This is a genomic window from Streptomyces sp. BL1 (assembly GCF_057628045.1).
In genome coordinates, this window is record NZ_JBXYWZ010000002.1 from 1,409,563 (window position 1) to 1,421,493 (window position 11,931).

General features: G+C 67.4%; 16 protein-coding genes. 7 read left to right on the forward strand and 9 right to left on the reverse strand.

The features are described 5' to 3' along the window. Positions 1-33 precede the first annotated feature (33 nt). The 5 genes from AC3AGO_RS06395 to AC3AGO_RS06415 form a co-directional block, all read right to left on the reverse strand. Entirely contained in the window at positions 34-228 is a 195-nt protein-coding gene (locus AC3AGO_RS06395; RefSeq protein ID WP_487819143.1) for a hypothetical protein, read from the reverse strand. Beyond that, entirely contained in the window at positions 228-464 is a 237-nt protein-coding gene (locus tag AC3AGO_RS06400) for a DUF6284 family protein (protein WP_487819144.1), read from the reverse strand. The genes AC3AGO_RS06395 and AC3AGO_RS06400 overlap by 1 nt, the downstream gene beginning before the upstream one ends. A 102-nt stretch (positions 465-566) precedes the next feature. Beyond that, entirely contained in the window at positions 567-854 is a 288-nt protein-coding gene (locus AC3AGO_RS06405) for a hypothetical protein (protein ID WP_487819145.1), read from the reverse strand. A gap of 157 nt (positions 855-1,011) precedes the next feature. Beyond that, entirely contained in the window at positions 1,012-1,164 is a 153-nt protein-coding gene (locus AC3AGO_RS06410; protein WP_487819146.1) for a hypothetical protein, read from the reverse strand. A 390-nt stretch (positions 1,165-1,554) separates the two neighbouring features. Beyond that, complete coding sequence (locus AC3AGO_RS06415) at positions 1,555-2,118, reverse strand: hypothetical protein (RefSeq protein ID WP_487819147.1); 564 nt, start codon at positions 2,116-2,118, stop codon at positions 1,555-1,557. Between the two features lie 472 nt (positions 2,119-2,590). On the opposite strand from AC3AGO_RS06415, the gene AC3AGO_RS06420 reads away from it, so the two are divergent. After that, a complete protein-coding gene (locus AC3AGO_RS06420) occupies positions 2,591-2,974 on the forward strand; it encodes a GntR family transcriptional regulator (RefSeq protein WP_487819148.1) in 384 nt (127 codons plus the stop codon). 216 nt (positions 2,975-3,190) lie between these two features. Here the strand turns inward: AC3AGO_RS06420 and AC3AGO_RS06425 are convergent, their stop codons facing one another. Together AC3AGO_RS06425 and AC3AGO_RS06430 are read right to left on the reverse strand one after the other, a co-directional pair. After that, positions 3,191-3,754: a flavoprotein gene (locus tag AC3AGO_RS06425; protein ID WP_487819149.1), complete on the reverse strand. Its 564-nt coding sequence runs from the start codon at positions 3,752-3,754 to the stop codon at positions 3,191-3,193. After that, entirely contained in the window at positions 3,751-4,986 is a 1,236-nt protein-coding gene (locus tag AC3AGO_RS06430) for a helix-turn-helix domain-containing protein (protein WP_487819150.1), read from the reverse strand. The genes AC3AGO_RS06425 and AC3AGO_RS06430 overlap by 4 nt, the downstream gene beginning before the upstream one ends. A gap of 308 nt (positions 4,987-5,294) precedes the next feature. On the opposite strand from AC3AGO_RS06430, the gene AC3AGO_RS06435 reads away from it, so the two are divergent. Both AC3AGO_RS06435 and AC3AGO_RS06440 read left to right on the forward strand, forming a co-directional pair. Beyond that, positions 5,295-5,579, forward strand: a complete 285-nt coding sequence (locus AC3AGO_RS06435; RefSeq protein ID WP_487819151.1) for a hypothetical protein — start codon at positions 5,295-5,297, stop codon at positions 5,577-5,579. Beyond that, the gene (locus AC3AGO_RS06440) at positions 5,576-5,821 is read left to right on the forward strand and encodes a type II toxin-antitoxin system RelE family toxin (RefSeq protein WP_487819152.1); all 246 of its coding nucleotides are present in this window, start codon (positions 5,576-5,578) and stop codon (positions 5,819-5,821) included. The genes AC3AGO_RS06435 and AC3AGO_RS06440 overlap by 4 nt, the downstream gene beginning before the upstream one ends. A 69-nt stretch (positions 5,822-5,890) precedes the next feature. On the opposite strand, the gene AC3AGO_RS06445 is transcribed toward AC3AGO_RS06440, so the two are convergent. Beyond that, positions 5,891-7,006 carry a hypothetical protein gene (locus tag AC3AGO_RS06445; protein ID WP_487819153.1) on the reverse strand — a complete coding sequence of 372 codons (1,116 nt, stop codon included), beginning with the start codon at positions 7,004-7,006 and terminating at the stop codon, positions 5,891-5,893. Positions 7,007-7,506: 500 nt separating this feature from the next. Between AC3AGO_RS06445 and AC3AGO_RS06450 the strand changes: the two genes are divergently transcribed. The 4 genes from AC3AGO_RS06450 to AC3AGO_RS06465 all read left to right on the forward strand — a co-directional run bounded on the left by AC3AGO_RS06450 (position 7,507) and on the right by AC3AGO_RS06465 (position 11,276). Continuing rightward, positions 7,507-7,815: a hypothetical protein gene (locus AC3AGO_RS06450; protein WP_487819154.1), complete on the forward strand. Its 309-nt coding sequence runs from the start codon at positions 7,507-7,509 to the stop codon at positions 7,813-7,815. 688 nt (positions 7,816-8,503) lie between these two features. After that, the gene (locus AC3AGO_RS06455) at positions 8,504-8,872 is read left to right on the forward strand and encodes a hypothetical protein (RefSeq protein WP_487819155.1); all 369 of its coding nucleotides are present in this window, start codon (positions 8,504-8,506) and stop codon (positions 8,870-8,872) included. A gap of 52 nt (positions 8,873-8,924) precedes the next feature. Then, positions 8,925-9,173, forward strand: coding sequence for a hypothetical protein (locus AC3AGO_RS06460; protein ID WP_487819156.1), 249 nt, complete (start codon positions 8,925-8,927; stop codon positions 9,171-9,173). A 24-nt stretch (positions 9,174-9,197) separates the two neighbouring features. Continuing rightward, entirely contained in the window at positions 9,198-11,276 is a 2,079-nt protein-coding gene (locus AC3AGO_RS06465; protein WP_487819157.1) for a hypothetical protein, read from the forward strand. Between the two features lie 289 nt (positions 11,277-11,565). Here AC3AGO_RS06465 and AC3AGO_RS06470 read toward each other — a convergent pair whose 3' ends face one another. Further along, the gene (locus AC3AGO_RS06470; protein ID WP_487824554.1) at positions 11,566-11,901 is read right to left on the reverse strand and encodes an ATP-dependent DNA ligase; all 336 of its coding nucleotides are present in this window, start codon (positions 11,899-11,901) and stop codon (positions 11,566-11,568) included. Between the last annotated feature and the right edge of the window lie 30 nt (positions 11,902-11,931).

The following is an 11,931-nucleotide window of genomic DNA, read 5'->3' on the forward strand; positions in this document are numbered from 1 at the left end:
CAGCGTGCGGAATCGGCGGTGTCGGGGCGGCGTTCACCGCTCGCACCCCTTCTGCGTGTCCATCAGCTTCCGGGCCACAGCGGCGCCGATCCCGCACAGGACCGCGGGCAGCGGCAGGTCGGTGCTGAAGAAGAACAGCGCCAGGCCGATGGCGGCCCAGGACACGAGCCACGCGGTGAACTCCCCGCGCCCGTTGTGGCAGTTGTGGATCTCGCGGTAGCAGGCCATCAGGCGCTCACCTCCCGGTGGTTGGCCGCCTCGGTGCGGGCGGCCAACAGCCGGTTGCGCTCCCGGCGCAGCCGCCTCTCGTCGACCTCGTTGGGCGGCTGGTTCATCAGCGCGATCTCGACATCCAGCAGCTCGACGTCGTCCGCAATCTGCGGCATCTCGGTCTCGATGGCGTCCAGTTCGGCGCCCGTCGGGCCGTCGTCGACGGCGCGGACGAGGGTGAGGTGGCGGGGCATGGCAGGTTCTCCAGTTCTGAAAAGGGCGAGAGGGAAGAGGGCCGCTGCCGCCGGGCGCGAAAGTGGCGGGATGGCCGGCCGCAGCGGCACGTACGGGGCGTTTCAGGCCGCCGCGGCGCGCCCGGCGAAGGGCGACAGCGCCTGGGCGCGGCGGTGAACCTCGGTGGCCGCGCCGTTGTGTCCCGGGGAGGGGAAGACGCGGGCGCGGGTGAGGGAGGCGTACAGGGTGGCGGCGTGCCGCACGCAGCCGGTCACCTCGCCGCCGTCCTGGTCGACGATCCGCACCACGGCGCGGGCACCCTCGCAGGCGCTGGGGTCCTCGGCATGGGCGGCGGCGCAGCGGCGCGCGGGCAGGGCGGTGACGGTGGCGGGCGTCTGCAGGGTCGTCACGATCAAGATCCTGTTCTGTGAGAAGGGCAGGACGCGCCCCCGCAGCGACGGGCGCAGAAGGTGGTGGCGGGATGGCCACCGCCGCGGGGTAGAGCCGATGACGCGGCTCCCCTCACCGCCCGGCACGGGTCCGGGCGGATCGGGCAACCGGCCGGCCTCAGTGCGCCAGCCGCCCGGGGCGGCCGGTACGCAGGTCCGGGTCGATGTCCAGGAGCTGGTGCCGCTGTTCGGCGAGTTGGCTGGCGCGGTAACGGCGCGGATGCAGCAGCCGGTAGGCGCGGCAACGGGTCCGGCGGCGAAGGGCATGCATCAGGTACCTCCTTCACGACGCGGGGCCCGCACCGAAGTGCGGGCCCCGCAGGAGATGTGGTGTGTGGTCAGCGGCGCATGCGCGCGTCGTCCTCGCTGCGCTTGTTGGCCTTCTCGACCTCGTCGTCCAGCCGCTTGCGCTCGTCGTCGGTCACCGGGAACCACCCCCGGCCTGTGCGCGACGCAGCGCCTCGTTCATGTCCGGGTCGGAATCACCGGGGTTCGCCGCCCACACCGGGCGTGCCATGCTGGTGATCACAGGCATGTCCTTTCGCTGGGGTTGCCTGTCAGCGCCGTCCGGGAGGTCCAGTCCCGGGCGGCGCACTTCGTGGTGGAGCTGACGCGCTCCCCCTCACCGCCCGGCACCGCGTCCGGGCGGATCAGGCAACGCTCAGCGAGTCGAGGCCGCTGTATGACGGGTGTGGCGGGCGGCGGCCAGCACCTCGGGGGCCGGGGCGGGGGCATTCAACTGGCGGAGCAGCAGGGTGGCCCGCTCGCACCGGCGCCCCTTCCGGCAGCGGATGCAGTCACCCTGATGGTCATTCAGCAGGACACGCAGGGGCGCGTTGGCGGCCTGCATCTGCGAGACCGCCGGGGTGACCGGCCGCCGCGGCTTTCGCGTCACGCGGTGAGTCTTGGCCTGGTCGGCGTCAGCCGCGGCCGGGGCCAGGCGGTCCTGCCACTGCTGCGCGCTCAGGTCCACGTCGATGGGCTGGCCGCTGCCGGAGCAGCGGGTCTCCCGCTGGCCGTGGCCGTGGTTGGTGGAGCGGTGCGGGCGGATGAGGTTCCCGCGCCGCAGGGTGGTCCACATCCCGCAGTCCGGGCAGACCAGGGTGACCGGTTCACCCTCGCGGATCGTGATGTGGCTGGGCTTGAAGGCGCTGACCCGCAGTGCAGGGCGGCCGTTGGACTTGCGGGCGGTGTTGCGGCCAGACGCGGTGGCGGCGTGGTTCACGGAGGCTCCAATCCTGCGGGGGATGCGGCTCTCGGAGCGGCCGAGACACCAACCGACCGCGGGCAACGCCGCGTTCGGATCGGGTGGCTGTGACAGCCCCGGCAGCGCATCGCTGCGAAGGGGGAGGTACTGCTCTGCCGCTGGGTGCCAGCACGTGGGGACGTCTGGCGGGGGACCTTGTGGTTCGTCGACCCCGAATACACCCGGCAGCAAGCTGCACTATGTCGATGCGGTCCGCCGGTCACCTCCCCGCTCACCCCCGGTCTCTCTCCGAAGGCCATGTCGGGGGTCGTCACCCGGCAGAAGCACGCGCATCTTCTGTTTTCAGGAATCTCCGCCGAGGCGGTGCGTCCCGAGCCCGTGGACGTGCTTGGACTCTCTTGGACAGTTCGAGATTGACGTAAGTCAATCCGTCTTGTCAAGCGTCCGCCCGACGCTCTTGAGATTGACTGACGCCAGCTAGGCTCGGGACATGGACCTCAGCGCGTTTCCGACCAAGCCCACGGCGAAGCAGATCGCGGCGAAGTTCCGGAGTGACATCGAGGAAAAGCGCCTCAAGCCCGGCGACCGCCTCCCGGCGGCGCGGCAGCTGGCTTCCGGGCTGACGGTCCAGCTCAACACCGTGCAGAGTGCGTACGGCCAGCTCCGCGAGCAGGGGCTGGTACTCACTCAGCAAGGGCGCGGAACGTTTGTCCGGGACCCAGCAGAGCCACTGGGTACGGAGCCCGGCAGTAGCCCTGCCTTCACCGCGCTCTCCGGCGAACTCGGCGTCATCCATGAGGCGTTGCAGCAGCTTGGCGAACGTCTCGACCGGCTTGAGCAACTGGTCGAGAACCAGAGGCGAGACGGTCAGTAAGGGCGTCAGCGCGGCGCAGTAGTGCCTCGGTTTCCTTGCGGGCCCTCCTGAGCGAGCCCACGAGTTGAGCGAACTCGGCCTCACTGAGGCCTGTCTGGCTTCCGTTGCGGACGATCGGCTTCGGCATGTGAGTAAGCCTCAGCCCACGGACGACAGTGGACCCGGACAGACTGTCCGGGTCCACTATTGGTGCAGGTCAGTGACGTTGACGCGATGCTAATTCACGGTTGACTCGACGGAGTCCAGGACCGCTTCCCACGGCAGCTCCCGACCTGGTGGCGCTTCGCGGGGTTCGTAGAGAGGCCAGACTTCGGGCCCGTACACGAGTTGCACTTCTGCCCGCCGCAGCGCGTCCAGATGTCCCTGCCAAGCAGGGTGGCGAGCGTGGGCTGCGTTGACCCGGGGGAAGACGACGACGGGCAGGTCCAGCGTGCCAATCGCCTCATTGACCTGGGTTAGGGCTTGGTTGTCAGAGGCGCCGGTGGCGAGCTTGGCGACGGTATTAGCGCTCGCCGGCGCGACGACGTAGCAGTCTGCGGCTGGATGAGGGCTGGCTTCGGCCGGCATCCTCGGCTTGTCTCGGACGGGCAGACCAGTCACCTGTTCCAGCAGCTCCAGTTCGCCGCTGGGCCGCAACCACGAAGACGCGGTGGGGGACAGTGTCACTCCAACGCGCCAGCCGCGCTCCAAGGCCGGTTCAACGAGGCCTTGCCGCAGGGACTCAACACCTCCTGCGCCGGTTGCGACTACCCCCAGAACGCCACGCGTCTTCGTACTCACTGCACCGCCTTGCACCGTTGAGCCATGACGAACAGCTCGGATGAACGACCCGCGCCCGTCACGGGGGATTGTTTGATGAGATCTCGCAACGTCTCTCGCACCCTCGGATTGTTGCGTACGAGCTGCGGTGAAGTCCGCTCGGCAGTGCGCAGCTCGGTGAAGGCGTCATCGCCCTGGCCGGCTAGCGAGAGCGCGCGGGCGTGGTCGATCCGGTGCGAGACCCCGCGCTCCAGTGGCATGTGATCCACCGCCACATCACCGTGTGCCACGACGTACGAGATGTTCTCCAAGTCCAGCTCGATGGACAGGCGATGGAGCACCACGTTGGTCGGACCGAAGCTGGTCTGCCAGAGATTCTGATCGGTGCCGAGCCGCGCAGCCAGCGATTCGGCCCTGCTCAGCAGATCCATTGCAGTACGACGGTCCTGGTGGCGTGCGGCGGCTACAGCCGCCCGGAGGTGGATCATGCCCAGCAGGCTGAGCGCGTTCGGGTCCTGCTCGTCGACGCGGGAGGAGAGCCACCGTGCGGTGGTGTTCCCCAGCTCCATCGCGTCGTCGTAGCGGCCGTTGGCCAACAGGGCGTGTGTACCGGATCGGGCTGCAGAGGCAAGCACGAGCGGGTCGCCCGACTCATCCGCGGCGCGCATTGCTCGTTCCGCCGCCAGCCACGAGACATCGGATTCGCCGACCTTCGCGAGCGTGGTCGCAGCGAGGTGGTGTGTACGAGCCGAGACGGCCCAGCAGTCGCTACTGTCGCCGGCTGAACGGGTGGCCCGATCCTCCAGCTCCTGCGCTGTCTGGAGAAGTCCGGGAAGTGCGGCGATCACTTTGCCCAGGCTTCCGGCCTGGTAGTCGTCCCAGGTCCGCTCAACGATCGGTTCGGACGCTGCGGGACTCGGGAGCTGTACCTCGACCTCCGGGCCAAACAGCAGTCGTGACAGACGCCGCGGACTCATCAGAGCGTCACGCACAGCGGGAACGTCGTCCTGCGCCTTCTCGTCCTCCAACAGCCCTGGCTGCCCAAGGAGTTCACCGAGCGGGACGCGAAGCACGCGTGCCAGCTCCCCCAGCATGTCGATACGCGGCGCCTTCCGACGGCCGGTTTCGATCTTCGCGAGCCAGTCCGTGCTGCGACCCACAAGGCCGGCGAGGACCTCCTGCGTGTACCCACGACGCTTCCGGTAGAAGGCGATGCGCTCGCCAATGCTCAGGTGATCTCCGAGACCACGCACAGTGCTTCCTCCTGCTGGTGAGAGGCGATTACAACGGTACAGAGGGGAGTAGGGGCGCGGACAGAGCACTCAGCCCCGCCGAAACATCAGCCTGTGCGCTCGACGGAAGGGCGACCCGGACGAACTGTCCGGGCCCGCACCTGAGGGCAACGCCACCGCGAGGCTGCGCGGGGACCAGTGCAGGTCGACAGCACGCCGGGCGCGTCGAGGACTCACGGAACCGTCAGCGACGGGCGAGGCAATCGGGACTGAAGCCGCTGTACAGGGGGCCACGACGGCGTACGCTGGCGAGCGCGAGGAGGTGGAGTATGGGCGATATCGCAGAAGCCACCTGGAAGACACACATCCGCGGTGAGCTGGTCGAGATTCCGGCGACCATCGAGGGCATTCGAGCAACTCTGGATGCGAGCGACGTTGCCGCCTACGACGCAGAGATCGCGCGCACTCCAGCGCAGGATCTCCACCGTGTTCTGGCGCGCTGGGCTCTGCCGGTGGAAGCCGAGGAAGAGGACGCCGACGTCGTGGCCCGCCTGCGCGCTGGCGACTTCTCTGGATGCACCCCGCAAGACGAGCCGGGCTCGGGAGCAGCGTGAGCCGATACCGCATCCAGTACGCGGACCGGGCGGAAGCTGACCGCCAAGCGATGGCTCCCGCACGCAGGAGCCAGTTCGAGCAGGCGATGACCGAGACTCTCGGCAGCGACCCGTACGGACACGGCTCCACTCCGATCAAGGGCGAGCGGGACTATCGCGAAGCCACCGTCGGCGACGCCTTCGTCGTCTACTACATCTCAGCGGAGGTACTGGTCGTCACGGCACTCCGCATCGTCTTCTGAACTGCGGCGCTCCGCATGCCCTTACAGGAAGTTCGCGGGCGATACTCCGCGCCGGTGGCGGCTCACGCTCTACGTCTGTTGCCTACCGAAGTGCCGAAGCAGTGCCTCAGCCCGATCGGCGAGTACTGGTGACCATTCACCCGTCCTGGCCCGGCGGGAGAGCTCGCCCAGAACTGCTCCAGCCCCCGAGCCACGCATGCGCTTTGCCAGGTCAGTTGGCATCGGCAGCGCTGCAATATGCGCGGAGAGGGCGTCCCGAGCGAGATAGGGGACTTGCTCCTGCAGGGACAAGTCCGCCGTCATCGGCGTCAGCAAGGTATGCAACCGTGTCATCCCATCACCGGGAAACTGCTGGCCGGGCGCGCGCGCCACCAGCTGCCGCAGGTTGCCGAGCTCTGACACGTCGCCTGACAGGCGGTTCAGGGCGCCGTGTAGCGGGATGCGATGCACACGGGAGCCGTCGCCCGGGGTGTCCAGCCCCACCGTGCGCGCTACGTCGTAGAAGACGACCGTCAGGAGTAGTTCGACGAGCTCCGCTTCTTCTTCGTCCAGTCCGGAGTTAAGGGGGTGGGACGGATCCTGGCCCTTCCACAGGTGCGGGTACTTCTCCTGATGCCAGCGGAGGAGTATCTGCGCCCAGGCGTAGCAGCCGGTGAAGGAGTCAGTGAAGCGGCCCGGGATTCCGTACGCGGCTGGCGCATCTGTGGGCGTGACCGGCACGAGGTGGCCAGTAGGAAGAACAGCGTGTATGGCCTCGCCCTGCTGCCTTCCGATGTCGATTTCTACCTCGTAGGCCGGCGGAGTCTCACCGGGCAGCACGTCGCGGGTCTCGTCGTCGTACGCGTACGCCGATTCCAAGATGCGCCCGTACCGGCCGCGATGCGCCGCTTCCTCAGCGTCGGCAGCGACTTGGACGTGAGTACCTCGCGGATGGCGGACTCGTTCCTCGTCCAAGGCAGCAAAAACAGTGTGCCGAGCCCAAGGGACACAGAGCTCAACCGCTGGCCGTGGATCACCGGAAGCAATGCCCCGTGTCTCGTGCTGCTCACGCCAGGCCTCGTCTGGCCATGTGCGGGTCAGCCATTTCCAAGCCGCGAACATCTCGTCCTCGCAGGCGACTTCTGGCTGAGCCTCGGCGGGAATGTCGGTTGCCCATGCATGCTCGCCCAGCAGGGGAGCTGCCATCTCCCGCAGTACCGCTCCGTCGTCTCCACAATCCAGGTGCCACAACAGTCTGCCGACAGACACTCCTTGGACACCTCCGGGCTCACGCGCCCCGAGCGAGATGAGCGCTGTAGCCAGCACATGATGGATGGCTACGAAGTCCCAGGAACCGACTCCCCGTAGCGCTTGGGGCAGGTCACAGGCAGCAATTTCCTCCGCACGCCTGCACGCCAACTCCCACTCGCCTGCCACGGCCAACCCCTCTTCCAACAGACTCGACTGTCCTGCGTTGGAACTAACCCTATGGGTGCACCAGTCAGCAGGCGTCATACGCCGGAGACAAGGACGCTCGGTCATGGACGCCAGGTGGCCATGAGCCCAGGAGCGTCCGGGCCGTGCGCGATATCGACGCCGGTGGCCAGAGCCTCCCGTGGGACCGCAAGCCTCACCCGGTGTGACTCGCCGGCCGGACAAGGGCAAGCAAACCGGCCTTGTCAGTGCACCGTCGTACCCTCCGACGCATGAGCCTCATTGATCCGGAGAAGCACGCTGACCTGATCGAACTCCGCCGCGCCGTGAACAACGCGTACGCCGTCTTGGACGAGCACGCGCCAGGAGTGAGCGGAATCGACCTGTCAGACGAGCAGCGGGAAGAGGTCGTACGGCTGCGGAACGAGGCCAGCGCCGCGGTAACCGCATGGCGAGAAGCGCTGTACGAGTCGGGGCTCGTCGACGAGCACGGGTTCTACGAGGCGCAGCAGGCGGTCATGCGAGCCGCGAGGGCGGCCGAGCAGGAGGAGGCCAGCGAACCGGCAGGCAGTGAGGCGTAGTCAGGGGCGCGCGGTCGGGTGCTTCAGTTTCTGCCAGTCCCGTTTGCCGCCCCAGTAGGCCCGCCCTCGATGCTTGATCACCAAGCCTTCGACACCCATCTTGTTTCCGCAGACACTGTGTCCCGCGCAGGTCGTGTCTCGTTCCGGCGGAACCACGTTGAGTGGTGTGTCTCCGCGATCCAGCATGCGGTGTCGCGTTGAGAAGACATGCCTTTGGTTCCTCGAAGAGGACCGTTGTCATCACGCTGTGTGACCTGTGTTTGGCCGGCGGCGGTGTGCGCTGGAGAGTGTCGTTGCCCGGTGCAGGATGGGGGCACGGCTGATCACCTGTCGTCTGATGACGCCACCAACGACGGCCAGGCCCTGCCCGGCATCCACACCCGCCTGGCGCGGCGCAGGCTGCCCGCCGAGCATCTGGTCGACGGCGGCTACACCTCCCTGGTCGACTTGGAACGAGCCCAGCGCGATGGGGTTCTGACCTGGAGCAGAGCAGTCACAGGATGGGGTCGTGGACCGCTGGATGCTCGGTGACGCTCCGCCCTTGTTGCTGATCGAACATCGCGTGAGCGCCACTCAGGTCCAATGTGGCCGATTTTCGACTGCTGAAGCAGTGCTTCCTTTCCTAGTCTCTGCCCCACAGTTCCGGAAAGAGTGCTCAATCCGGACAAGCTGGACCATGGGGGGCGCCATGACGCAGGATGCTGTGAGTGTCCGCGAGGACTTGGAGCGCTCGTTGGAGCGACTGGCGCAGCGGATCCGAGAGTGTAAGTCCGCGAGGTCGGGTGTGATCGCCTTCTCGTTCGCGGAACCGATCGGCGGCGCTTATCGCATCCGGATCGGCGGGGCCGGTGAGGTTCGTGTAGCGGCTGCCCAAGCGGATGCCGAAGTCCCGTCGCTGTTCGAGGTATTGGGCGACCCGGATGTCATCCGGTCCGTCATCAACGGCGAAGAGGATGCCAGGCGGCAGTTCCAGTCCGGAGGTTTCCGCATTCGCGGCGATCTGCGCCATCTCAGCGACCTCGCACTGGAACTCGGGATTCTCAAAGAGCCCCTCTGAAGCAGGGTTCTCGCTTTCGCTCGACAGTACCGACACACCGACGAGGGAACCTATGGCCACGACAACAGGTCTGGTGCAGCAACTGTGGGTCGGCAAGGTTTACAGCTGTGCCTGGATAGGCCCCAGGCCCGGAAACGCCGAACTGCTGCTCGTGGCGAACGATGGCACGGCGGCAGGTTCCACATTCGCCGCCACTCTGGTGGAGATCCTCGCCACGGCACAGACCAACTACCGCGCAGTGGTGGCGACTCACCCGGACAACAACGCGACGATCGGCGCGCTGCGGATCGAACCCGTGTAGAACCGGCGGCGACGGGGCTGGATCATGGCTGTGACAAGGGGCTACGTTCACCAACTGATGTGGTGGCCCGGCGGGCCCACCGCCTGCTGCTGGGTAGGCGCGACGCCTACGGCGTCCGAAGCGCTGTTCGTCCAGGTGAGGCAGACCGATTCCGCTCCTGAGCGGTCCTTCAAACAATCGCTGGTGGGGGTGCTCGCGCAGGCGCAGGTCGCTGGGAGGACCGTTGAGGTCGTGCATCCGGACACGTCGGGAGAGGTCTCGGCCGTACGCCAGCCCGCACCCGGTACTGGCTCGTTCGTACTGGGGCTCGACGGTATGGAAGTCACCCAGGCTATCCAGGACCTCAGCCAGTCGGTGCCGCTGATCGCGGGCAAAGGGACAGTCGTCCGGCTGTATCTCGGAAACCGCGCGGCCTCCGCACTGACGGTGCGCGGGGAGATCAGGGTGACCCGGACATCCTCGGATTCCGGCACGACGATCCCATCGGTGAACAGCGTCAGCCTCGGTACTGGGCAGACCGACCTCGCCGCCCGGCGTCGTGACGTCTCGCGAAGTCTCAACTTCCGGCTTCCTGACGACCGCACGGTGCAGGGCCCCCTCGCGATCAGTCTGGCGCGCATCGTAGACGCCGACACCGGAGATCCGGTCACGGTCGCTGCGGAACTCAGGCCAACCGTCTGGTTCCATGCTGGTCCACCGCTGCGCGTACGCATCCTGGGACTGCGCTACAGCCAGGGTGCACCTCCGATCATCTTCGCGCCGGTAGCCCTGGACTTCGCGGGACTCACCTCCTGGCTGCGGCGGGCTTATCCGGTTGGTCGGGTCATCGCCACCCAGGACACCATCGACGCGAATCCCGCCGCCCCCTTCGGCTGCGGCAGCATCAACGCCCAGATTGCCGCCGTCCGCGCTCTCGACATGGACGCGGGGGCCGACCAGCGCACCCACTACTACGGTCTCGTCGGCGACGGCGGCTTCTTCATGCGTGGCTGCGCCGCCGGCATCCCCACCACACCTTCTCCAGGCACCGTCGCATCCGGGCCCACCGGACCGGCCACCTGGGGCTGGGACTTCGATGGCACCTACGGCGACTGGTACGGAGGCCACGAACTCGGGCACACCTTCGGCCGCCGGCACCCCGGATTCTGCGGGGAGACACAGGACGACCTCGCAAACTACCCCTTCGCGAAGGGCCAACTCGCTGACTCCGACGAGGGGTTCATGGGGTTCGACGTCGGCGACCCAACCCTCGGCCTGCCCATGGCCGCACTGCCCGGAACGCAATGGCACGACGTCATGACCTACTGCAACTTCCAGTGGCTCAGTGCATACACCTATCTGGGGATACGACAGCGCCTGCTAGCCGAGGACGACATCGCCCCCGCCCTGAGTCCGCTCGGACCGCCCCTGCCGGCGGTCGCCGCGGTCGCGCGAGGCGGACGCCCCGACGAACGCCACCCCCAACGGATGGTGTCGGTCGACCGGTCCGCCGAACCTACAGGGAACCAGCGGTACGTCAGCGTGGTTGCCACGGTGAACCTTTCCCAACAACAGGGCAGCATCCGGTATGTCAACCCGATCGCCACACGGCCAGAGGCCGGACTACCGTCCGCCCCGGGTGAGTCGGCTGTACTGCGTGTGCGGGGCGCCGGCGACTCCCCACCGCAAGATTTCCCGGTGGCGGTCGCACTCGACTCCGAGCTCGCGCCGGACGAAGAACGCACCGGTCTGGTCGACGCGGTCATCCCCGTGGCCGCAGACGCGCGGTCCGTGGAACTCCTACTGGCGGGAGAAGTAGCGGATGTATTCCGCGCCGGGCCTCCCCCGCCCTCGGTGCTGAGCACCCGATATTCCGACGTTCGGGAGGGCACCCTGGGGATCGAGCTCGAACTCGATGGCGCCCTGGAGGCGGGTCACACCTACTTCGCGCAGATAAGCACCGATCGGGGCCGCACCTGGCACACCGTGGGAGTCGGTCTCCGGGAACCAGTGGTGCCCCTCGACCCGTCGCTGTCTCCGCCGGGCCAGGGGCTCCTGCTGCGTGTCACCACCACCAATGGGTTCGCAAGTTCCACGGTGACCAGCACGGTGGTCGGGTCCTGACAGGGCGTTCCGTGATCTTTCATCGAGCGTCTTCAGCGTTGCCGCTTCGGAGCGAGGTGCACGCCTTGAAGGACGGCACTCTGCGACCGTCCTCCCGGCAGCGGCGGATGGCCCCGCCACGTTCCGTTGTTGGCATCAGCTCCCGGGAAGCCGGCCTGAGCGGTTGATCACTGTCGGACCAGGCGGCATGGAGCGCGGTCGCGAGTTCATGGGCTCGCTCTTCGCTCGACACACTGTGCACCATGAAGTAGATCGGTTCTGTGTCTGCCGCTGATCACCCGCCGACGCCTCAAGCCGCAGTAAGAGACACGACAGATAAGCACAAACAACCCATCTCGGGCAGGACCCGGAACCACTCGGCCGCGACCTCCGGGTCAAACGTGACCGGGGTCGCCTGGATCGGGGGGCTGATGCCGTCGAGCACGCGCAGCATCGCTGCACGCCGGTCGTCGTACGGGCGGGCCCGGATATCGGCCCCCTCTTCAGCGAGGCAGTCGAACGCTCCGTATGAGACGGGCATCGTGTGGGCGAGCGCCACGGCCCGCCGCGGAGACGACAGCGCCCGGCGCTGCATCGCAAGGAAATCGATCCGCTCACGGGTGTAGACGACGCACTCGCCATTTATGTGAGCTGTTCACTCCGTCTCACCGGCTCT